General features: G+C 38.6%; 26 protein-coding genes. 25 read left to right on the top strand and 1 reads right to left on the bottom strand.

Annotated features, from left to right (window positions below; all coding sequences use genetic code 11):
* Positions 1 to 189 precede the first annotated feature (189 nt).
* From spoIVA to L1999_RS20505, 24 genes are all read left to right on the top strand, one after another.
* Positions 190 to 1,668 carry a stage IV sporulation protein A gene (spoIVA, locus tag L1999_RS20620; RefSeq protein WP_235740282.1) on the top strand — a complete coding sequence of 493 codons (1,479 nt, stop codon included), beginning with the start codon at positions 190 to 192 and terminating at the stop codon, positions 1,666 to 1,668.
* Positions 1,669 to 2,028: 360 nt separating this feature from the next.
* Complete coding sequence (locus L1999_RS20615; protein ID WP_007084878.1) at positions 2,029 to 2,301, top strand: HU family DNA-binding protein; 273 nt, start codon at positions 2,029 to 2,031, stop codon at positions 2,299 to 2,301.
* 185 nt (positions 2,302 to 2,486) lie between these two features.
* Entirely contained in the window at positions 2,487 to 3,053 is a 567-nt protein-coding gene (gene folE / locus L1999_RS20610; protein ID WP_235740281.1) for a GTP cyclohydrolase I FolE, read from the top strand.
* A gap of 34 nt (positions 3,054 to 3,087) precedes the next feature.
* Positions 3,088 to 3,324 carry a trp RNA-binding attenuation protein MtrB gene (mtrB, locus tag L1999_RS20605; RefSeq protein WP_235740280.1) on the top strand — a complete coding sequence of 79 codons (237 nt, stop codon included), beginning with the start codon at positions 3,088 to 3,090 and terminating at the stop codon, positions 3,322 to 3,324.
* A 186-nt stretch (positions 3,325 to 3,510) separates the two neighbouring features.
* Complete coding sequence (locus L1999_RS20600) at positions 3,511 to 4,317, top strand: heptaprenyl diphosphate synthase component 1 (protein WP_235740279.1); 807 nt, start codon at positions 3,511 to 3,513, stop codon at positions 4,315 to 4,317.
* A 3-nt stretch (positions 4,318 to 4,320) separates the two neighbouring features.
* Entirely contained in the window at positions 4,321 to 5,025 is a 705-nt protein-coding gene (locus tag L1999_RS20595; protein WP_235740278.1) for a demethylmenaquinone methyltransferase, read from the top strand.
* A 43-nt stretch (positions 5,026 to 5,068) separates the two neighbouring features.
* Complete coding sequence (hepT, locus tag L1999_RS20590; RefSeq protein ID WP_235740277.1) at positions 5,069 to 6,031, top strand: heptaprenyl diphosphate synthase component II; 963 nt, start codon at positions 5,069 to 5,071, stop codon at positions 6,029 to 6,031.
* A 108-nt stretch (positions 6,032 to 6,139) separates the two neighbouring features.
* Positions 6,140 to 6,586: a nucleoside-diphosphate kinase gene (ndk, locus tag L1999_RS20585; RefSeq protein WP_235740276.1), complete on the top strand. Its 447-nt coding sequence runs from the start codon at positions 6,140 to 6,142 to the stop codon at positions 6,584 to 6,586.
* A gap of 167 nt (positions 6,587 to 6,753) precedes the next feature.
* A complete protein-coding gene (gene aroC, locus L1999_RS20580; protein ID WP_235744413.1) occupies positions 6,754 to 7,926 on the top strand; it encodes a chorismate synthase in 1,173 nt (390 codons plus the stop codon).
* Complete coding sequence (gene aroB / locus L1999_RS20575; protein ID WP_235740275.1) at positions 7,926 to 8,996, top strand: 3-dehydroquinate synthase; 1,071 nt, start codon at positions 7,926 to 7,928, stop codon at positions 8,994 to 8,996. Before aroC ends, aroB begins: the two co-directional genes overlap by 1 nt.
* A gap of 18 nt (positions 8,997 to 9,014) precedes the next feature.
* The gene (gene aroH / locus L1999_RS20570) at positions 9,015 to 9,389 is read left to right on the top strand and encodes a chorismate mutase (protein WP_235740274.1); all 375 of its coding nucleotides are present in this window, start codon (positions 9,015 to 9,017) and stop codon (positions 9,387 to 9,389) included.
* A 35-nt stretch (positions 9,390 to 9,424) separates the two neighbouring features.
* Entirely contained in the window at positions 9,425 to 10,513 is a 1,089-nt protein-coding gene (gene hisC, locus L1999_RS20565; RefSeq protein ID WP_235740273.1) for a histidinol-phosphate transaminase, read from the top strand.
* Positions 10,514 to 10,546: 33 nt separating this feature from the next.
* Complete coding sequence (locus L1999_RS20560; RefSeq protein ID WP_235740272.1) at positions 10,547 to 11,653, top strand: prephenate dehydrogenase; 1,107 nt, start codon at positions 10,547 to 10,549, stop codon at positions 11,651 to 11,653.
* A gap of 37 nt (positions 11,654 to 11,690) precedes the next feature.
* Positions 11,691 to 12,980: a 3-phosphoshikimate 1-carboxyvinyltransferase gene (gene aroA / locus L1999_RS20555; RefSeq protein WP_235740271.1), complete on the top strand. Its 1,290-nt coding sequence runs from the start codon at positions 11,691 to 11,693 to the stop codon at positions 12,978 to 12,980.
* A gap of 104 nt (positions 12,981 to 13,084) precedes the next feature.
* The gene (locus tag L1999_RS20550; RefSeq protein ID WP_235740270.1) at positions 13,085 to 13,981 is read left to right on the top strand and encodes a hypothetical protein; all 897 of its coding nucleotides are present in this window, start codon (positions 13,085 to 13,087) and stop codon (positions 13,979 to 13,981) included.
* Between the two features lie 24 nt (positions 13,982 to 14,005).
* Positions 14,006 to 15,271 carry a tetratricopeptide repeat protein gene (locus tag L1999_RS20545; RefSeq protein ID WP_235740269.1) on the top strand — a complete coding sequence of 422 codons (1,266 nt, stop codon included), beginning with the start codon at positions 14,006 to 14,008 and terminating at the stop codon, positions 15,269 to 15,271.
* 32 nt (positions 15,272 to 15,303) lie between these two features.
* A complete protein-coding gene (locus L1999_RS20540; RefSeq protein ID WP_235740268.1) occupies positions 15,304 to 15,870 on the top strand; it encodes a ReoY family proteolytic degradation factor in 567 nt (188 codons plus the stop codon).
* Positions 15,871 to 16,005: 135 nt separating this feature from the next.
* Complete coding sequence (locus L1999_RS20535; RefSeq protein WP_235740267.1) at positions 16,006 to 16,470, top strand: YpiF family protein; 465 nt, start codon at positions 16,006 to 16,008, stop codon at positions 16,468 to 16,470.
* Between the two features lie 120 nt (positions 16,471 to 16,590).
* Positions 16,591 to 17,115: a QcrA and Rieske domain-containing protein gene (locus L1999_RS20530; protein WP_251028649.1), complete on the top strand. Its 525-nt coding sequence runs from the start codon at positions 16,591 to 16,593 to the stop codon at positions 17,113 to 17,115.
* Positions 17,116 to 17,118: 3 nt separating this feature from the next.
* Positions 17,119 to 17,793, top strand: a complete 675-nt coding sequence (qcrB, locus tag L1999_RS20525; RefSeq protein WP_098530418.1) for a menaquinol-cytochrome c reductase cytochrome b subunit — start codon at positions 17,119 to 17,121, stop codon at positions 17,791 to 17,793.
* Between the two features lie 58 nt (positions 17,794 to 17,851).
* The gene (locus L1999_RS20520; protein WP_235740266.1) at positions 17,852 to 18,628 is read left to right on the top strand and encodes a menaquinol-cytochrome c reductase cytochrome b/c subunit; all 777 of its coding nucleotides are present in this window, start codon (positions 17,852 to 17,854) and stop codon (positions 18,626 to 18,628) included.
* A gap of 62 nt (positions 18,629 to 18,690) precedes the next feature.
* Positions 18,691 to 19,287 (top strand): lipoprotein heptaprenylglyceryl N-acetyltransferase LhaT, encoded by a 597-nt coding sequence (locus L1999_RS20515; RefSeq protein ID WP_235740265.1) that lies wholly within the window; start codon positions 18,691 to 18,693, stop codon positions 19,285 to 19,287.
* A 62-nt stretch (positions 19,288 to 19,349) separates the two neighbouring features.
* A complete protein-coding gene (gene ypjB, locus L1999_RS20510; protein WP_235740264.1) occupies positions 19,350 to 20,144 on the top strand; it encodes a sporulation protein YpjB in 795 nt (264 codons plus the stop codon).
* 57 nt (positions 20,145 to 20,201) lie between these two features.
* Positions 20,202 to 20,879: a zinc metallopeptidase gene (locus tag L1999_RS20505; RefSeq protein WP_235740263.1), complete on the top strand. Its 678-nt coding sequence runs from the start codon at positions 20,202 to 20,204 to the stop codon at positions 20,877 to 20,879.
* 83 nt (positions 20,880 to 20,962) lie between these two features.
* Here L1999_RS20505 and L1999_RS20500 read toward each other — a convergent pair whose 3' ends face one another.
* Positions 20,963 to 21,835, bottom strand: coding sequence for a YitT family protein (locus tag L1999_RS20500; protein ID WP_235740262.1), 873 nt, complete (start codon positions 21,833 to 21,835; stop codon positions 20,963 to 20,965).
* Between the two features lie 198 nt (positions 21,836 to 22,033).
* Here L1999_RS20500 and L1999_RS20495 point away from each other — a divergent pair, with 198 nt between their 5' ends.
* Positions 22,034 to 22,378 (top strand): nucleotide pyrophosphohydrolase, encoded by a 345-nt coding sequence (locus tag L1999_RS20495; protein ID WP_235740261.1) that lies wholly within the window; start codon positions 22,034 to 22,036, stop codon positions 22,376 to 22,378.
* Positions 22,379 to 22,382 lie beyond the last annotated feature (4 nt).

Below are 22,382 nucleotides of genomic sequence, written 5' to 3'. Positions count from 1 at the left end.
AACCCTCCATACAACTTAAAAGTTCAGAGAAAACAGATATCATTACATCGTGTGAAATATTAACAAGGGGGTAAAAATTTTAGAAAAGTGTCATAACAAGATAGGACAACGTCATAAATATATACTGTCCAAAAATACCTAAAATGGATGTTATTATCCCACTTTACTCTATGATCGGGAGGGGATCACTTGGAAAAGGTTGATATTTTTAAAGATATTGCCGAGAGAACAGGCGGTGATATTTATCTAGGAGTAGTCGGAGCAGTACGAACAGGCAAATCAACATTTATTAAAAAGTTCATGGAGCTTGTTGTCTTACCAAATATAAACAGTGAAGCGGAGAGGTCTCGCGCACAGGATGAGCTTCCACAAAGTGCAGCTGGTAAAACCATCATGACAACTGAACCGAAATTTGTCCCAAATCAGGCGGCTACTGTACATGTTGATGAGGGACTTAATGTTAATATCAGGTTAGTGGATTGTGTGGGATACACAGTCCCGGGTGCTAAAGGATATGAAGATGAAAATGGACCTAGGATGATTAATACTCCATGGTATGAGGAACCTATTCCATTCCATGAAGCGGCAGAAATTGGCACAAGAAAAGTAATCCAGGAACATTCAACGATTGGGGTTGTAGTTACAACCGATGGAACAATTGGTGAAATCCCTAGGAGTAACTATATCGAAGCCGAAGAAAGAGTCATAAACGAACTGAAGGAAGTGGGCAAACCATTTATTATGGTGGTCAATAGCGCTCAGCCATACCACCCTAGCACAGAAACATTAAGATCAAGCTTAGCAGAGAAATATGATATTCCTGTTATTGCAATGAGTGTAGAAAGCATGCGTGACAGTGATGTATACAATGTCCTTCGCGAGGCACTATACGAGTTCCCGGTACTTGAAGTCAATGTAAACCTGCCAAGCTGGGTTATGGTACTAAGAGAGAACCACTGGCTCCGTGAAAGCTATCAAGATGCGGTGAAAGAAACAGTTAAAGATATAAAGAGATTACGAGATGTAGATCGTGTCGTGCAGCAGTTTAGTGACTTTGATTTCATTGAAAAAGCCGGACTCGCCGGTATAGAGATGGGTTCTGGTGTTGCTGAAATCGACTTAATCGCTCCAGATGAGTTATATGATGATATTTTAAAAGAAATCGTCGGAGTGGAAATCAGAGGTAAGGATCATCTTCTAGAATTAATGCAGGATTTTGCCCATGCGAAAGCAGAATATGACCATATCTCCGATGCAATAAAAATGGTTAAACAAACAGGTTATGGGATTGCCTCACCATCACTTTCTGATATGAGTCTTGAAGAACCAGAAATCATCCGTCAGGGTGCTAGGTTCGGTGTAAGGCTTAGAGCGGTCGCTCCATCGATTCATATGATCAAAGTCGATGTAGAATCAGAATTTGCTCCGATTATCGGTACGGAAAAACAAAGTGAAGAGTTAGTCCGTTATTTAATGCAGGACTTCGAGGATGATCCATTGTCGATTTGGAATTCCGATATTTTTGGCCGGTCTTTGAGTTCTATTGTTCGAGAGGGGATTCAAGGTAAACTATCTTTAATGCCAGAGAATGCCAGATATAAGTTAAAAGAAACATTAGAGAGAATTATTAACGAGGGTTCAGGCGGATTAATCGCGATTATCCTCTAATTTTTGGGCTCCGATTCGGAGTCCCTTTTTTTATTTGGGCTAATTATGACAAAATTTAGGTCAATTATAGAAGAATGTTGATAAACAAAGAAAAGATTACCATAATTTCATGAAATCTTCTTGATATGCGGAAATGATTATGATAATCTTTTAACAGAATTACGTTATAGTCCTTAAACCCTTTATATCATTGGGTTTTTATTAAAAAAATAGATTTAAGGTCACTAAAGTAGTCAAAATGGATTACTTTGGTAATAAAACCTTGCTATGACGTATAGAAATTAGAAAAATTGTTTAGAAATGTAGATAAGTAATCTTATTTACGAATCTTGATAATTTCTTCGGGAGGAGGTGAATGGCATGAACAAGACAGAACTTATTAACGCAGTTGCTGAAGCTAGCGAGCTTTCAAAAAAGGACGCTACAAAAGCAGTTGATGCTGTTTTTGATGCGATTTTAGATGCTTTAAAGAATGGTGATAAGGTACAACTAATTGGTTTTGGTAACTTTGAAGTACGTGAGCGTGCTGCCCGTAAAGGTCGTAACCCACAAACAGGTGATGAAATCGAAATCGCTGCTAGCAAGGTACCAGCTTTCAAACCAGGTAAGGCACTTAAAGATGCAGTTAAGTAATTACATAAATGATTGCTTAAAGCGGGTAGCTTAGGCAAAAAGGTCATGGATCACTCCATGGCCTTTTTTCTATTTTAAAGTTAAACATATGAGTAAGTATCTATTTTTTTGCTTGCAGGGAAATGATTGTGCTAATATGTAGTTGTTGTTTATTCTTAAAAGATATACTTTAGGAGGAAATCGGTATGTCGGAAATCAATCGTGCCCAAATAGAAGAGGCGGTACGTTTAATATTAGAGGCAATTGGTGAGAATCCAAATCGTGAAGGACTTCTTGACACACCAAAGCGAGTAGCAAAAATGTATGAAGAAGTATTCAGCGGATTAAAGGAAGATCCAAAGCAGCACTTTGAAACTATTTTTAGTGAAGATCACGAAGAACTTGTTTTAGTTAAAGATATTCCATTCTACTCAATGTGTGAACATCATTTAGTCCCTTTCTTTGGAAAAGCCCATGTAGCCTATATTCCACAGAATGGACGTGTTACAGGACTAAGTAAATTAGCCCGGGCTGTCGAAGCTGTTGCTAAAAGGCCGCAGCTGCAGGAACGGATTACATCCACTATAGCAGATAGTATGATGGAAAAGCTTGATCCTAGAGGTGTAATGGTTGTTGTGGAAGCTGAGCATATGTGCATGACGATGCGTGGTGTAAAAAAGCCTGGTTCCAAAACGGTTACAACAGCTGTTAGAGGAGTTCTTGCAGAGGATTCAGTGGCACGATCAGAGGTTCTATCTTTAATTAAATATTAAAAGTAATTATTTCTTGGCATATGGAGTGATCAAATTGGAAAAGCGTAATCCACAAAATAGTGATTATGTTGTGATTAAAGCTGAAGATGATGGTGTCAGTGTAATCGGATTAACAAGGGGATCGGATACAAGATTCCATCATTCGGAAAAGCTTGATAAAGGGGAAGTCCTCATTGCTCAATTTACCGAGCATACCTCTGCGATTAAAATTCGTGGTAACGCTAAAATTCTCACTCAATTCGGTGAAGTTGAGAGTGAAATGAAGAAATAAATCCGAACATAGAATGGTAAGTGATTATTTTGTGAATTCCTGCCCACATCAAACCTTTTATGTTATAATTGTGTCTGCCTTATTTTATTAAGAAGACAGTAATTTTTCCTTTTAGTGGGCATGAAATCTTCGTGAAAATAGACAATATAAAATACATAAAGTGATTACATCGGGGAAGCAAGGGTGATGACAGTGCATGACATTCGACAAAAATATATAACGATTAAAGAGCAGGTCGAAAAGAGGGTTTTTGATTCCTACTTGCTTGAATATATAGAACCCCCAAAGATTGATGAGGAAAAGTTGTTAGTCCTCGTCTCTATGATGGAACCACTAGAACTGTCTTTTAATCAGATTCAAAACTATACATTGTCAACCATGCTAATTCAAATTGCCCTTGACACCCATGATTATATATCAAGTACTGCCATAGATGAGAAAAAACGGCAACTAACAGTACTTGCTGGAGACTATTTTAGCGGACTATACTATAAACTTCTTGCAGATGCAGAAGATATTAACATGATAAAATGTCTATCTGCAGGGGTAAAAGAAGTAAACGAACATAAAATTTTTGTTTACAACAAAAATGACCTGGATGGAATAGAGAGCTTGATGGCTAGTATTAAAAGAATTGAAAGTTCTTTACTGACTAAGGTTGCTGATTATTTTAAAGTAGAGGTTTGGAACGAGTTTCTTTGTGAGCTGTTTTTATTTAAAAGGTTACTAAATGAGAGAAACCAATATTTCCAATCGGGATGTTCTTTTTTATTTCAAACTCTGAAGAAATTCCTTTTCTCGGGAGCGAAAATGGAAGATTTAACTGAAGAACAGCAACAGCGTTTAATACAGGCTTGTGACGAATATTTAGAACGTTCCAAACATGCGGTTGAAAAACAACTTCCTTACTTGAATGACTTCCTTGCAAAAAGGGTCAGCGTGTTATTGGGTCAGTACCATCCATATGCAAAAACTTTTGTGGAAGAAGGGTAAAACATGCAGCAATCGAAAGAACAGCGCGTTCACAATGTGTTTGAAAAGATTTCTGATAACTATGATAAAATGAATTCGGTTATTAGTTTTCAGCAGCACATCAAGTGGCGGAAGGATACCATGAGAAGAATGAATGTTCAACCTGGTTCAAAAGCTCTCGATGTCTGCTGCGGAACAGCTGATTGGACCATTGCCTTAGCGGAAGCAGTTGGCCCGACCGGAAAAGTTACAGGCCTCGATTTTAGCCAAAACATGTTAAATGTTGGGATAGAAAAAGTTAAGGAACTAGGGCTTGACCAGGTGACATTAATTCATGGAAATGCAATGGAATTACCTTTCCCTGATAACAGCTTTGATTATGTTACAATTGGCTTTGGCTTAAGGAATGTACCTGATTACCTGCAGGTATTAAAGGAAATGCATCGCGTTCTAAAACCAGGCGGAATAGCAGTGTGCTTGGAAACGTCACAGCCTACCTTAATTGGCTATAAACAGCTTTATTATTTTTACTTTCGTTTTATCATGCCGCTGTTTGGAAAAATGCTGGCGAAAAGCTATCGGGAATATGCGTGGCTCCATGAATCTGCCCGTGATTTTCCAGGAATGAGAGAGCTAGCTAGGTTGTTTGAAACAGCAGGGCTTAAAGAAGTGAAATATAAACCATATAGTGGTGGCGCTGCCGCTGTTCATATAGGTAAAAAACTTTAATTCGTCAAAAATGAAGACAGGATGAAAAGCAGGGTGAATACAAATGAAATTAAAAATGATGTATTCATTTTTGAATTCGGATATTAGCATAATAGAAAAAGAACTTGAAGAGACCATCCAACCGGAGTCTCTTCTTTTGAAACAGGCTTCTATGCATACACTACAAGCCGGAGGTAAACGAATTCGTCCTGTTTTTGTTTTACTTGCAGGTAAATTTGGACATTACGATATCCATGTCCTGAAAAATGTAGCTGTCGCATTAGAATTAATTCATATGGCCTCGCTCGTTCATGATGATGTCATTGACGATGCGGATCTGCGCCGGGGGCAGCCCACTGTCAAATCCAAATGGGACAACAAAATAGCCATGTATACAGGTGACTTTGTATTTGCATTGGCCCTTGAATTGATGACAAATATTAAAAGCCCAGAAGCTCATAAAATATTGGCCAACACCATTGTCGAAGTAACGATTGGGGAAATTCAACAAATAAAAGATAAATACCGCTTTAATCAAAACCTGAAGGATTATCTGAGAAGAATTAAAAGGAAGACTGCTTTATTAATTGCAGTAAGCTGCCAATTAGGAGCTGTTGCTGCAGGTGTAGAGGAATATTATCATAAGAAACTATTTCGATTTGGTTATTATGTTGGCATGTCCTATCAGATTATTGATGATATTTTGGATTTTACTTCGAATGAAAAGGAACTTGGAAAGCCGGCTGGCAGCGACCTCCTCCAAGGAAATATTACAGCCCCTGCCTTGTTTGCTATGGATAATCCTCATATACTTTGTGAAATTGAAAAGGTCCATGAAAATATGGAACCTAATGAAATTGGACAAATTATTTCCTTAATCAAACAATCGGGTGCGATTGAAAAGTCCTTTGCTTTAAGTGACCACTACCTGGATAAAGCATTAACTATTCTAGAAGAGTTACCTGAAAATAAAACCAAAAAAACACTAAGAGATATCGCTAAATATATAGGCAGACGAAAGTTTTAATTTCTCTGCCGACATCATCTTGCTAAATATTCAAAAAAATGATAACATTTTCATGGATTGTTCAAACTAACAATCAATATACATAATATTCTTTGGGAGTGGGATTTCATGGAAAAAACATTTTTAATGGTCAAGCCTGACGGTGTTCAGCGTAACCTTATTGGGGAAATTGTGGCTCGTTTCGAAAAGAAAGGTTTCCAATTAGTAGGGGCAAAATTAATGACAATTCCGAATGAACTTGCTGAACATCATTATGGTGAGCATAAGGAACGTCCATTTTTTGGGGAATTAGTGGACTTCATTACATCCGGACCTGTATTTGCGATGGTTTGGCAAGGAGAAAATGTGATTTTCTCAGCTCGTCAAATGATGGGATCTACAAATCCTAAGGACGCAGCGCCAGGAACGATTCGCGGAGATTTTGGCCTAACTGTTGGTAAAAATATCATTCACGGTTCTGATTCACCTGCTAGTGCGGAACGTGAAATTGGCTTATTCTTTAAAGAAGTAGAATTAGTTGATTATTCTAAGTTAGTTAATGAGTGGATTTATTAATTTATCGGAAAGGCACTTGTATAAGTCATGTACAAGTGCCTTTTTTTGTATCCGGTTACAAAAATTTCTTCCTTATTTTCTGAATAGTTATACTATGTTTATTTTGCTCAATATGTTATATTGATACATAATTCTTTAATGAGTTGAAGGGGGAAAGAGCGATGGGAATGAGATATTTAACAGCAGGAGAATCCCATGGGCCGCAGTTAACGACAATATTAGAGGGCTTACCGGCAGGTATGCCGATTGAAGCTTCAGATATAAATAATGAATTAGCCAGGCGGCAAAAAGGCTATGGCCGTGGAAGACGTATGCAAATAGAAAAGGATACTGCAGAAATTGTTTCAGGAGTTCGTCATGGACAAACACTTGGTTCACCGATAGCCCTTGTGGTAAAGAACAATGATTGGAAGCATTGGACTAAGATAATGGGTATTGAGGCTTTAGAGGAAGGTCAAGAGGATGAAGTAAAGCGGAAGGTGACAAGAGCACGGCCTGGTCATGCTGATCTAAATGGGGCCATTAAATATGGCCACCGCGATATGAGAAATGTATTAGAGCGTTCTTCAGCTAGAGAAACAACTGTCAGAGTTGCAGCTGGTGCTGTAGCAAAGAAGCTGCTTTCATTAGTTGGTGTGGAAATCGTCGCACATGTTGTCGAAATTGGAGGAGTTAAGGCGAATGTTGATCCTAATCTTTCGATAGAAACATTAAAAGAAGTAACTGAATTATCTCCAGTTCGTGTGGCAGATCCTACTGTCGAGCAAGCAATGATGTCTGCTATTGACGAAGCAAAGAAAAATGGTGATTCGATAGGCGGGGTCGTCGAGGTTATAGCAACAGGGATGCCTGCAGGTATTGGAAGTTATGTTCACTACGATCGGAAAATCGATGGGAAGTTAGCAGCAGCGATTATGAGTATTAACGCTTTTAAAGGCGTTGAAATAGGAATTGGCTTCGAAGCCGCAAGATTACCTGGAAGTCAGGTACATGATGAAATAGCATGGGATGAAAAAACGGGCTATTACCGTAAGACCAATCGTTTGGGCGGAGTGGAAGGCGGTATGACGACTGGAATGCCGCTTGTAGTGAGAGGGGTCATGAAACCTATACCAACACTATATAAACCATTGATGAGCGTCGATATTGAAACAAAGGAGCCATTTGCAGCAAGTGTTGAGCGATCTGACAGTTGTGCAGTTCCTGCGGCGGCTGTTGTTGCCGAGCAAGTAGTAGCATGGGAACTTGCCAACGCATTGATCGAACAGTTTAATAGTGACCGTTTTGATACCCTTGTCGATGAAATTAATAGACATCGTGAATATGCGAGGGAATTTTAATGGAGACGATTCAAATCCTAACTGAATCCAAACAGTATCCTGTTTTTGTAGGAGATGGGGTGAGAAATGAACTTCGCGCATTCCTGGCAGACCATTTTCCTACCTTAACCAAAATACTACTAATTACCGATGAAACGGTTGCAAAGCTTCATCTTGATAAATTACTTCAAGGACTGAAACCGTTGGAACCAGTTATTTTTACGGCGCCATCAGGTGAGAAAGCAAAGACCTTCGAGGTGTATTATGAGGCCCTTTCAACTGCTTTAGCAAGTCATTTGGATCGTAAATCGGTTGTTCTTTCTCTTGGCGGAGGGGCAGTCGGAGATTTAACTGGATTTGTAGCAGCTTCCTTTATGCGCGGGATACCTTTTATTCAAGTCCCTACCACCATTCTTGCACATGATAGTGCCGTTGGCGGGAAAGTTGCCATCAATCATCCTCTGGGGAAGAATATGATTGGTGCATTTTATCAGCCAGAAGCTGTATTTTATGATCTTGAATTTTTAGATACCCTTCCCATTCATGAAATTCGTTCAGGGTTTGCAGAGGTTATTAAACATGCCCTTATTGCTGATCCTCCTTTTTATGATTGGTTAAAGTTAAATATTCATGATTTAAATACTCTTACTAAAGAACAATTATCCGCTTCACTTGTTCAAGGGATAAAGATTAAAAACAAATTCGTTTCACAGGATGAAAAAGAAACAGGAGTCCGTGCTTTTTTGAATTTAGGACATACCCTTGGACATGCAATCGAAGCAGAAATGGGCTACGGAAATTTCACCCATGGTGAAGCAGTGATGATTGGGACGATCTTTGCCTTGAAATTAAGTAAAAACTTATTAGGTTTATCGTTTAATACCAATGAATTTATTGATTGGGTTACCGAGTTGGGCTATGAAACCACTGTTCCCAAACAATTATCCTTTGAAAGCTTGATAGCGAAAATGAGGCAGGATAAAAAATCTGTTGGGGATGCAATTCGTTTTGTTTTACTTGAACAAGTGGGGCATCCTTTACTCCAGGAAGTGTCAGAAGAGGTATTATGGAAAGAGTTGACAAGATTTTAATATAAGGGAGAATGTTTTATGATCAGAGGTGTGAGGGGTGCCACTACGGTTACTGCTAATTCTGAAGAAGCTATTATTACTGCGACAGAGGAACTGTTTGCTAAATTAATTGAAGTAAATCAAATTCAACCTGATTCCGTTGCCTCCGTATTAGTTTCAACAACTGATGATGTTGATGCTGCGTTTCCAGCTAAGGCATTGCGGAAATTCCAAGGCTGGACCTATGTACCAGTAATGTGTATGCGAGAAATGCCTGTGCCTAACTCCTTAAAGATGTGTGTAAGAGTAATGATGCACGTCAATACAAGTGTTCCACAGGAAAAAATTGTCCATGTTTATCTAAATGATGCACAAGTGTTAAGACCTGATTTAAATAATAGCGTGACATTATAAAATTTCAAATTTTTAAAGCAAACGGGGTGTGGAAAATGAGATGGAAAGAACAGTTATTAACACTGACTCCATATCAACCAGGAAAGTCAATTGATGCAGTGAAGAAACAATTTAATCTTGAAAGAATCGTAAAATTAGCTTCCAATGAAAACCCCTTTGGGTGTTCAGATTCAGTTCATTCTGTACTAAATTCAAATTCAACCAGTCTGGCGATTTATCCTGATGGCTATGCGACAAATTTAAGAGAAACATTAGCATCCTTTTTGGAGGTTGAAGAGAACGAGCTCATTTTAGGAAATGGCTCAGATAATTTAATTCAAATGATTTCTAGGGCTCTTTTACATCCAAAAGCAAGTACAGTAATGGCTCATCCGACTTTTTCCCAGTATAAGCACAATGCGGTAATTGAAGGAGCCATTATTAAAGAAATCCCTCTTGTAAACGGAGAGCATGACCTAGACGCTATGTTAGAGGCCATTGATGACCAGACTAATGTCATTTGGGTGTGCAGCCCTAATAATCCGACTGGTACATATGTTTCGGAGAATAAATTAATCCCGTTCCTTGAAAAGGTTCCGCCACACATTCTGGTCGTTCTTGACGAAGCTTACTATGAGTACGTAGTGGCCGAGGATTATTATAATTCTATTAGTTTGACCCGTAAGTTTGATAACCTAATCGTATTACGAACGTTTTCAAAAATTTATGGTTTGGCAGCCTTAAGGATTGGTTATGGAGTAGCTAATCCAGCAATTATCAAGGCCTTAGAACCTGCTAGGGAGCCATTTAACGTTAATTCTTTAGGCCAGCTAGCTGCAAGTGCGGCAATTCAGGATCAGCAATTTGTCGAAGACTGTAAAGATAAGAACAGACAGGGAATTGCACAATTTTATCAATTTTGCGAACAGCATAATCTAGAATATTATCCTACCCAGACCAACTTTATCTTAATAGATTTTAAAGTAGACGGAGATCAGATTTTTCATTATTTACAAGAGAGAGGATTTATTGTTCGTTCCGGAAAAGCACTGGGCTTCCCAACCTCAGTAAGAATAACGGTGGGCTCCACAGAACAAAACGATGGTGTTTTAAAGGTACTAAGTGAATTTCTTAGGACAAACTAGAAAAGCAGTTTTTTCTAAATAGGGGGATGGACATTGAAGGGCCGGGTTTTTGTCATTGGCTTAGGATTAATAGGTGGATCCTTGGCGTTATGTATTAAGAAGGAACATTTCGATTCGAAAATTGTAGGATTCGATATTAACAACGAACAGGCAAGGCTGGCTAGTATGCTTGGTGTCATTGATGAAATAGCACATAGTATACAGGATGGAGCAATTGGTGCCGATTTAATTATTATTGCTGCGCCAGTTAATGAAACAAAAGAAATCATTCACCTACTCTCTGAACTCCCACTTAATCCAGAAGTAATAGTAACTGACACAGGCAGTACAAAGGGGAAAATTGTTGAGAGTAGTCTATGTTTAACAAAACGTGGGTTTACTTTCATTGGCGGTCATCCTATGGCGGGCTCACATAAAAGCGGAGTATCAGCTGCAAAGGAAATATTATTTGAAAATGCCTTTTATTTGTTAACACCTGAGGACCATATTGAAAACTCTAAAGTGGATATTCTAAAAGAGTGGTTAACCGGGACACATGCAAAATTCTTAACAATAACCCCGGAAACACATGATTATCTTACAGGTATTGTCAGCCATTTTCCGCATATTATCGCTGCTTCAATTGTTCGGCAAACTGAAAGACTCTCTGAATCAGAGGGTCTAATCCCCCGCCTTGCTGCGGGAGGTTTTCGTGATATTACAAGGATTGCTTCCAGCAGTCCAAAAATGTGGAAAGATATCTTGCTTCACAACCGTGAAATATTAATTGAATTACTTAACCAATGGCTTTCAGAAATGAATGAGGTCAAAACGCTGTTAGAACAAGAAGACAGTACTGCAATATATAATTATTTTAATCAAGCAAAGCAGTTCCGTGACGGGCTGCCTCAGAAAGAAAAAGGGGCTATTCCTTCATTTTATGACTTGTTTGTGGATATTCCGGACTATCCTGGGGTGATCTCTGAGATAACTGGTTATCTAGCAAAGGAACACATTAGCATCACTAATATTCGTATTTTAGAAACGCGCGAGGATATTAATGGAGTGTTAGTTATCAGTTTTCAAACGGAAGAGGATCGTCAAAGAGCTGAGCGGTGTATAGAGAGTTATTCCAACTACGCAACTTCAGTGGGTACGTAATGGATAAAATATTATGAATTTAAAAAGGTGATTTTTGATGGAAACATTAAAACTTAAGACCAACATTAATCGTTTAGTTGGTGAAGTAACAATCCCAGGTGATAAATCTATATCTCATCGCTCTGTTATGTTTGGTTCTATCGCCCATGGGGAAACAAAGGTAACTAATTTTTTGCCGGGTGATGATTGTTTAAGTACCATCTCCTGCTTTCGAAAGCTTGGCGTAACGATTGAGGAATCTAATGATGAGCTGCGAATTTATGGAAATGGCTTTGAAGGATTAACAGAGCCTTCTGAGGTTTTAGATGTTGGAAATTCCGGAACAACCATTCGTTTATTAATGGGAATCTTGTCCGGCAGACCATTTTTCTCATCTTTAGTGGGTGATGCTTCGATTGGTAAACGGCCAATGACTCGGGTAACGGTTCCATTGACGCAAATGGGTGCTAAACTGGATGGCAGAAAAAGCGGTGACTTTACTCCGATTTCGATCCGTGGAGGGCAATTACAGCCTATTCAATATGAACTTCCAGTCGCCAGTGCACAGGTTAAATCTGCAATAATCCTTGCCGGATTACAGGCAGATGGGGTTAGTACCATTATTGAACCTGCTGAGACTCGTGATCATACAGAACGGATGATTCGACAATTTGGCGGTGAAATAACCAAAGATAACCAGACTATTCAGGTTAAAGGCGGACAAAAACTGACAGCATCTACCATTCATGTTCCTGGTGATATTTCGTCGGCAGCTTTTTTCCTTGTTGCAGGTGCTATTATCCCTGAAAGTGAAATTATCTTAAAAAATGTGGGATTAAATCCTACTAGGACCGGAATTATTGAGGTTATGCAGAAAATGGGCGCAGATTTAGAGATTGTTCAAGCTGCTTCAAATGGTTTTGAACCTGCTGGGGATCTCATAATAAAAACTTCGAATCTTAAAGGGACTGTAGTAGAGGGAAGCTTAATTCCAAGACTAATTGATGAAATTCCGATTATTGCTCTCCTAGCTACACAAGCAGAAGGGCCAACGATCATCAAGGATGCCGAAGAATTAAAGGTAAAAGAAACAAATCGCATCGATACAGTCGTTCAAGAGCTAGGTAAATTGGGGGCTGTTATTGAAGCCACTGAAGATGGGATGATCATCCAGGGGAAATCTAAATTAACAGGTGGAAAGGTCTCTAGTCATGGAGATCACCGGATTGGGATGATGCTTGCCATAGCTGCCCTTTTATGTGAGGATACTGTTGACCTTGAACAATCCGAGGCTATTTCTGTTTCCTACCCGAACTTTTTCACGCATTTAAATAATCTAATCCGATAAAGCTGCCTTTGTGCAGCTTTTTGCTATTTTTACACTGTATTAAAGTCATAGTTTTATCATTTTTAGCATAGCTTGTCTTAAGAAAAGTAAAAAGGTGGTGGACGATGTATATTATTGAAAATGCCAATATCCTTAAAAATAAGCAGATAACAACTACTTCACTTTTCATTGCGGATGAACGAATAACAATGGTTAAAAAATGTACATCCCATGATCAGTATATGAGAATGAACGTAGAGCCCTTTATCATGACCCCTTCTTATGTCCTTTTAAGTTCATCCATACCGTATAAAGAATCCTTTCAAGCATTAAAGTCCTATATATCTGAACAATTCTTATTAAAAGGTTGTACCACCATTTTCACCTATGTTGACCTATTATACGAAAATCAACTGTTAGACAAAATAAATGAATTGAAGACGGCCTTAATCAGCAGTCCAATCGATTTTTTCATTGGGGTTAAGATTTCCGCTAACTTGATTACTCCTTCTTTTATGAGAACCTGTAAAAAATATAAAATTCCAGCCATTTTTGTTGAACTGCATGAGTTTGATGAATTGGAGTCGATTCCGTGGGGATGGGTTAGGGAAGCAATGTTTCCCTTTAACTGTCCATTAATTCCATTAATTTCTTTCCCACAAAAGAAGGAAGCCAGCCTGGTTCTGTCGAAATGGAAAGATAGGATGGTAAAAGAAAAAATTCCAGCCTTATACGAGCCAATAGAAGAAAATCACCCCTTGTCCATTCCTATTCTTAATAAGATTGGTCTTTACCCGCAAAAAGGCAGCCTTATGACGGGGACGGAATTAAGCTATAATTTATATCTTATGGAAAAAGAAATCAGGAAGGTTGATGAAGAAAGTTTATTTCATTATCATAGTAATAGACTTGTTGTAACAGTTCACAAAGGAAAAGTGATTCGCTCGGGCAAAAAAGTTTTATATAGCCCGGGAAGTGGAGAATATGTAAAGGTGAAAACCCCATCTTATTTTTCATTGTAATTCTGGGAAGTAGAGGTATAAGCCATGGAACGTGTAGATAAAATTATTCAAATGTTAGAAAACGGCCAACATAAAGAGGCTTTAAATGAATATAATGATGTATTACAAAGCGGAAATCCGGAAGAAAAATTTCTTCTCGGGGAAGAACTGTACCATTATGGTTTTTTAGAAGAGGCAAAGGCACTGATGGAAAGTTTGTTGAAAATCTATCCTGAAGAAGGCGAGCTCCTTGTTCTGCTGGGGGAAATACTGGTTGAAGCAGGTGAAGAGGAAGAAGCAATCCTTGTTTTAGAGAAAATTTCAGAGCAGGATGCCCATTTTGCTCAGTCGCTATTATTACTGGCAGATCTTTACCAAATTCAAGGGCTTTATGAAGTGTGTGAAAGAAAGTTATTAATAGCAAAAGAGCTGCTGCCTGATGAGGTTATTATTGATTTTGCCTTAGGGGAGCTCTACAGTGAGACAGGTGAAGTTATCAAAGCTCAGAGTGCATATGAACGAGTTTTGAGAGAAGAAGATGAAATTGCCGGAGTTAATATCCATGGCAGGCTCGCTGACCTATTAAGTGCCTCAGGAGCATTTGAAGAGGCTCTCTCCTTTTATGATCAGGCATTGAGAGAAAAGATAGAGATTAATACTCTATTTGGTTATGCGTTTACAGCACTTCAAGCAGGATATAATCGGACCGCAATTGAAAGGTTTAATGAATTAAAAGAATTCGATCCGGAATACCATTCCCTATATCTGCATCTAGCTAAGGCATATGAACGGGAAGAAGAACTTGAAAATAGTTTACAAGCTATTAAAGATGGCATTAAACAAGATGAATTTAATAAAGAGTTATTTTTCTATGGAGGTAAAATCAGTTTAAAACTTGGCAATGAAGAGGACGCAGAGCAATATTTCCGTGAAGCTCTTGCGCTAGACCCAGGATTTATGGAAGCTGCCATTACGTTAAATAAGCTTTTTTTCCGCCAGGAAAGGTACGAGGATGTAATTGAATTAATCACCCAGCTAGATATTCATGGTGAAGAGGAGCCACAGCTGCTTTGGGATTCAGCTTTAGCCTCCGATAAACTTGAAGAATATTCTTTCGCATTAGACAAATATGAAGCTGCATATACTTTTTTTAGGAATAATGAAGCGTTTTTACAGGATTATGGTTATTTTCTTGTAGAAGAAGGAAAAAACGAACGCGCCGTAGAAATTTTTAAACAGCTGTTAATGGGGGATCCAACAAACGAAGAGTATCTGGATTTACTTGAACGTCTTACTGATGTGAACATCTAAAAAAGCTGATTATGCAGAGGAGGGAAACTATCATGACAACCCCTGTTTCTGTCAACGAGAAGAAGGATTTTATTCGCTGGTTTTTAAATCATTATCAATTGAAAAGAAGAGAATGTGTTTGGATTTTAAACTATCTAATGAGCCACGACCAATTAATGGAGAAGGTACATTTTGTTGAGCAGGCACAATATTGTCCACGCGGTCTAATTATGTCTACACACTGTGTTGATAAAGTTCCGTTTCGTTTTTATAAGGAAAATGTCATGACAACCGATGCTGAAAAATCCTTTCATGATATTCGCCTGAATCGAGACGAGGATATTTTTATTCAGTTAAATTTTCATGCCTCTAATCAGGCACATCAGTATGCAGCAGTTTTGGAGGAAAATCCGTTTGTTCCCAAGCATTTACAGGTAAATGAGAAGGATGGCATCGTCGCCGAACAATTATTGCAATACAGCATCGAGCGTTTTCAACGGGAAAAACTAATGGAGTTAATTGATGAGGCTCTCGATCAACAGGATCAGCAATTATTCCAAATGCTAACCGAGAAATTAAATAAATTATCTCAAACACAGGAAAAGGGAAGTCTGCGCTAAGCCGGCTTCCTTTTTCAATTTTTTAATCTCCCAATCGCATGTGAAGAATCTTTCAAAATATTCTACTTTATCTTTTATATTTTTGGGAGATAATGTTATGATAGAACTAGTGAATTAAAAAGGTTGGTGTAATGAATGAAATGGATACCACAAGAGGTTGAAACGTATCTAAATGCCAAGGAGTTCGTTGATACCGCGGTTATTCCAGTTTACTCTTTATCGTTTGGAGAGGAGATGAAACAGTCAGCTGCGGCATTTGAATTCATTTCGCTTTTGACAGGTTATCTTGAAAGGCAATTTACAGGAAGAATCTTAATGTTCCCTCCTTTTACCTATCTAAAAAGCAATAATATGGAAGAGGTAATAAGCGAATTACTAAAATGGGAAGAAACCGTTTTAAAAAATGAATTTAAACACATTTTTTACATAACTTCTGAGCTTGATTGGCGTATGTATGAAAACAGAATAGGCGGATCATTAATTTGGCTTCCAGCCCTGCCGCTTGGAAACATGAGTGAAACTCAAAAAATTGAGCTTGTTGATAGTCAAGTGAAGCAGTTATTATCGATTTTCACACAGAAATGGAGTAATAACGAGTAAAACAACCTATATTATATGTTTTTAAAATAGTATGATATTGACCTTGCTTTAAGATTGATATATCATTGTTATGTCCTAGTTTTATATGTGTTTAAATTGTGTCCGTTGGACTAAAAACTTATGAACAAGGGGGGGATAAGCTTGAGTAAAGAACGCGTTTCAAGACGTCAATTTTTAAACTACACATTAACTGGTGTAGGCGGATTTATGGCAGCAGGAATGTTAATGCCAATGGTAAGATTTGCTGTCGATCCTGTTTTAAAAGGAGAAGCAGCCGGAAATTTCATCGCGACCAAACAAAAGGTTTCTGAATTAACCGATGAACCAGTTCGTGTAGACTTTACCTTTAAACAAAAGGATGCATGGTATGAGTCAGAAGTTACGAACACCGCTTGGGTTTATAAGGATGGGGACAAAATTATTGCCCTTTCACCAGTTTGTAAACACCTGGGCTGTACTGTTGGCTGGAATACGAACAAGGATCATCCAAACCAATTTTTCTGTCCATGCCATTATGGACGCTACGAGAAGGATGGAACCAATATTCCAGGTACACCGCCGTTAGCCCCGCTTGATGAATACCCATACAAGGAAAAAGGCGGCTATCTATACTTAGGAAAAGCTGAACCACGGAAGGAGGCGTAATCATTGTTAAACAAAATTTACGATTGGGTAGATGAACGTTTAGATATTACGCCGCTGTGGCGCGATATCGCAGACCATGAAGTTCCTGAGCATGTAAACCCAGCGCATCATTTTTCAGCGTTTGTTTATTGCTTTGGTGGTCTGACATTCTTTGTTACTGTTATTCAGATACTTTCCGGTATGTTCTTAACAATGTATTATGTACCGGACATTAAGAATGCATGGGAATCGGTTTATTATCTGCAAAATGAAGTTGCATTTGGACAAATCGTACGTGGAATGCATCACTGGGGAGCCAGTTTAGTACTTGTAATGATGTTTTTACATACGTTGCGCGTCTTTTTCCAAGGTGCTTATAAAAAACCTCGTGAATTAAACTGGATTGTCGGAGTACTAATTTTCTTCGTCATGCTCGGTTTAGGTTTTACTGGTTATCTATTACCTTGGGATATGAAAGCGCTGTTCGCTACAAAAGTTGGTCTGCAAATTGCTGAGGCAACACCGTTCATCGGATCTTATGTAAAAGTTTTACTAGCCGGACATGAACACATTGTTGGTGCTCAAACATTAACCCGATTCTTTGCGATTCATGTATTCTTCTTACCTGCAGTGCTGTTTGGATTAATGGCGGCACACTTTATCATGATTCGTAGACAAGGGATCTCTGGACCGCTTTAAAAAACATTTTTTTCTGACAGTGTAAGGGTTATTACAGAAAAAAGGAGGGGATTGCTCAATGCATCGCGGTAAAGGTATGAAGTTTGTCGGTGATTCACGTGTATTAGCACCAGAAATGCGGACGCCAAAACTTCCGAAAGATTACTCTGAATATCCAGGTAAAACGGAAGCGTTCTGGCCTAACTTTCTTTTGAAAGAATGGATGGTTGGAGCAGTATTCCTTGTCGGCTATTTATGTTTAACAGTAGCCCATCCGGCTCCGCTTGAAAGGATAGCAGATCCAACCGATACAGGTTATATTCCATTACCAGACTGGTATTTCTTATTCTTGTATCAATTATTAAAATACTCATTTGCATCTGGCCCATATACGGTTATTGGTGCAATGATTATGCCTGGTTTAGCTTTTGGAGGGCTACTACTAGCTCCGTTCCTTGATCGGGGACCAGAACGTCGTCCAAGAAAACGTCCGTTCGCAACCGGGTTTATGCTGTTAGCACTTGCAGCAACTGTATTTTTAACATGGCAGTCAGTTGCAACACATGACTGGGCAGCTGCAGAACGACAAGGTAAAATTGTTGCCAAGGTTGAAATTGACAAGAATAGTGCAGGATATAAAATCGCTAGCGCCAATACGTGTATTACCTGTCATGGTGACAGCTTCCAAGGTGGGGCTGGTGCTCCTACCCTAATTGGTACAGGCTTATCCGCAGAAGAAGTGGCTACGATTGCTAAAAAAGGTAAAGGCGGAAAGATGCCAGCAGGTGTTTTTAAAGGTACCGACGCGGAACTTAAAACACTCTCTGAGTATATCTCAGGTCTTGGAAAAAAATAATTGAAGCAATAGTAAAAGCTGACGGAAATTCGTCAGCTTTTTTCTTGAAAGGGGGAGTATTTGTGAGGTGGATTTATCCTCTCCTGTCTAATCGGTCGGTAATGAAACTTTTACTGCTTGTTAACATTGCTGGAACGATTTATGGATATTACTGGTATGGCTGGCAGTTACGAGAAACGCCGCCTGTGTTTCTTGCCTTTGTACCTGATAGTCCAACAGCGAGCTTATTTTTTGTCCTTGTCCTGCTGGCGTTTTTACTAAAAAGAAATTGGCCGTTAATTGAAGCACTCGCAATCGTGACTTTGTTTAAATACGGGATTTGGGCTGTCGTGATGAACATACTCGTTTTCATTGTCCAAGGAGAACTGGACTGGATTGGCTACATGCTAATTTTCTCTCATTTTGCTATGGCTGTTCAAGGGATATTATATGCGCCATTTTATCGATTCAAGGGTTGGCACTTAATTGTGACTGCGATTTGGACATTCCACAATGATGTAATTGATTATGTTTTTTTTATGATGCCAAGCTATCAAATGCTAGATAAATATATACCGCAAATTGGTTATTTTACCTTTTGGCTTTCATGTATCTCCATTGGCATCGCCTATTATTTAGGAATGAGGCCTGGCCGCTTTAAATTAAAAATTAATAGTTGAAGATGGTCTAACCTTGTCCACCCCTACATACATTTTATTAGTAAGGAAAGGGGGGACAGGGTTTGAAATCCAAATGGTTATCTTTTTTTGTAATGATCATGATGCTTACTCCCATAACTGTTTTTGCCGAACAGCAATCTCCAATGGAGAAGCTCGATGATATCTCGGATGAAGCTCTCCAAATGGTGAAGTTTCAAAGATATGAAGATGCAAAAAAATTGCTTGATTATTTTTCGGATCAATTTACAAGCATTAAAGGGACAGAAGAACCGCTATCAATGGATGAGGTTAGAATTGTAAATACCTCCCATGATGAGGCGATGGAAGCGGCCGTAAGTCCCAATATGAAATATGAAGAAAGACTAAATAAACTAACTAAGTTCCGTCTTGTTATTGATGCATTAGCAACGAGTCATCAACCTTTATGGACAGAAATGGAAGATCAAATCATGACTTCCTTCCACCAGGCGAAAGAAGCAGCCCTAATGGGTGATACTGCCCATTTCCATACCAATTTTAACACCTTCCTCTCCTTATATAATGTCATTTATCCAAGTATGAAAATAGATGTTCCTGTGGAAAATATTCAAAGGTTGGATGCACGCATTGACTTTATTAATGAATACCAATCACAAGTGGTTAGTGATGTAAAAAGCCAGCAAGAACTTGATGCCCTTGACACTGACCTTAAAAATCTTTTTGCCAATATGGAAGAGGATGAAGCAGATCCATCATTATGGTGGGTGATTATTTCAACAGGAAGTATTATTATCATGACATTATCCTATGTAGGGTGGAGAAAGTACCAAGGAGATAAAGAACTAAAGAAGGGCCGTTCCAGAGACTTAAAGGATTGACGCGTCTAATCGGCAAGACCTATACTAATAACATCACGAGCTGATTTGGAGGACTCAATGTATCTAATTTACTTTGCAATCATTGTTTTAATTCCTTTATGGGCACAAATGAGAGTGAAAAATACTTTTGCAAGATATTCACGTGTACCAACATCAAGCTATCGAAGAGGGGCTGATGTTGCGAGGGAAATCCTAAATGCAAATGGACTATATAATGTAGCGGTAGAAGAAGGTCGAGGGTTTTTAAGCGACCATTATGATCCCAGAAGTAAGACTGTTCGTCTTTCACCTGAAAATTACCATGGACATTCGATTGCAGCATCGGCTATTGCTGCCCATGAATGTGGACATGCTATTCAAGATGGAGAGAGATATGCTTTCCTACGCTTCCGTCACGCCTTAGTACCAGTTGCAAATCTAGGTTCAAATGCTTCATGGATTCTGATTATGATTGGTATCTTTGCTCATTTAAGCGGGCTATTGTTGCTTGGAATTATTTTTATGGCCGCAGCTGTTCTCTTTCAACTGGTTACCCTGCCAGTGGAGTTTAATGCTTCAAACCGGGCCATGAAACAGGTGGTTTCACTTGGATTAATCGGTAATCGGGAACAAAGAGAAGCAAGGAAGGTATTAAACGCAGCAGCACTTACGTATGTTGCAGCTGCCGCTGTGGCCGTATTAGAATTATTAAGACTTGTGTTGATTTTTACTGGAATGAATAGAAATGACGATTAAAAAAATGTCCTCACAATTATCTGCCTGTGAATGTTAGTTGATGTCTAACATTCACAGGCAGATCTCAAGTGGGGACTTTTTTTTTACTGGCCAATCGGCATTTTATTTTCATCAAGGGTAAAACCCTCTCCATGAACATCATGGACTACGGAGATAGAGACGAAGGCATGTGGATCGACTGAGGTAACTAAATTCTTCAATCGGATAATTTCATTTTTGGCCACAACACAATAGAGCACTTCACGCTCATTTTTTGTATAAGAGCCATAGGCTCTGAGAGCAGTTACACCGCGGTCCATCTCGGCCATTATTTTTGCAGCTATTTGTTCGTTTAGATCAGATATAATCATTGCCCCTCTTGCCGAGTATGCTCCTTCTTGAATAATGTCAATCACCCGAGCACCGACAAAAACAGCTACTAACGTATACATTGCTTGTTTATAATTTAAGTATGTAAACCATGAAATTGCAATCACACAGGCATCGAATAGAAACATTGTTTTTCCCATATTCCAGCCTGCATATTTTTGAACAAGTCGTGCAATAATATCTACCCCGCCGGTTGTACCTCCAAATCGAAAAATAATACCTAATCCAATCCCAGTAAAAGCCCCAGCAAATAAAGCAGCCAATGTTAAATCATGTTCTAGCGGCATTTCAATTGTATTGCGCTGAAATATCCATAAAAAAATCGAAACCCCAACCGTTCCAATCATGGTATACAAAAAGGCATTCCTTCCCAACAGCTTCCATCCTATAAAAAACAAAGGAATATTAAGAATTAAGTTCGTATAAGAAGGATCCCATTTAAACAGGAAATAGACGAGTAATGTAATACCCGTGAATCCTCCTTCAGCAAGTTTATTCTGCATATTAAAATTTACTAGTCCAAATGACATAATTGCGGAACCAATAAGGATAAATAGTATATTCTTTATTTTCATACCCAGGATCATAATTTTTTTCGCCTCTTTTCTTCTTTCTCTATAATGGCTTTTCTAATTATAACCAATAAGGTTATGAAGAGCAATGTGAACTAGGAAAACCGCTTCTTAAAAGCGAAAACATTTGTAAATCAAGCGTAATTTAGCTAACATTATAAGGAATATTAATAAAAAGCAAATTGCCCGTTTACGAAAATGAGGTGGAGTGAAATGACTAACGGGAAGTCGATGAAAGAGCTTCAAGCGGAAGTAGATCAATACATAAGTCAATTTAAAGAAGGATATTTTAGTCCACTCGCTATGCTTGCAAGACTTACAGAGGAGCTTGGTGAACTGGCAAGGGAAGTTAACCATTATTATGGAGAAAAACCGAAAAAGTCGACGGAGACGGAAAAAGCAATTGAAGAAGAGCTTGGGGATCTCCTTTTTGTCATAATTTGTTTAGCTAATTCCTTAAACATTGATTTAGAAGAGGCTCATGATTATGTGATGAATAAATTTAATACCAGGGATAAAAACCGTTGGACAAGACTTGATCAAGAGAGTGTGGAGTGAAGAT

It is taken from the genome of Neobacillus drentensis, from assembly GCF_021560175.1.
GTDB classification, from domain to species: Bacteria; Bacillota; Bacilli; order Bacillales; family Cytobacillaceae; genus Neobacillus; species Neobacillus drentensis_A.
Note: the sequence above shows the minus strand (reverse complement) of the source record. Positions and strands in the feature narration are given on the sequence as shown.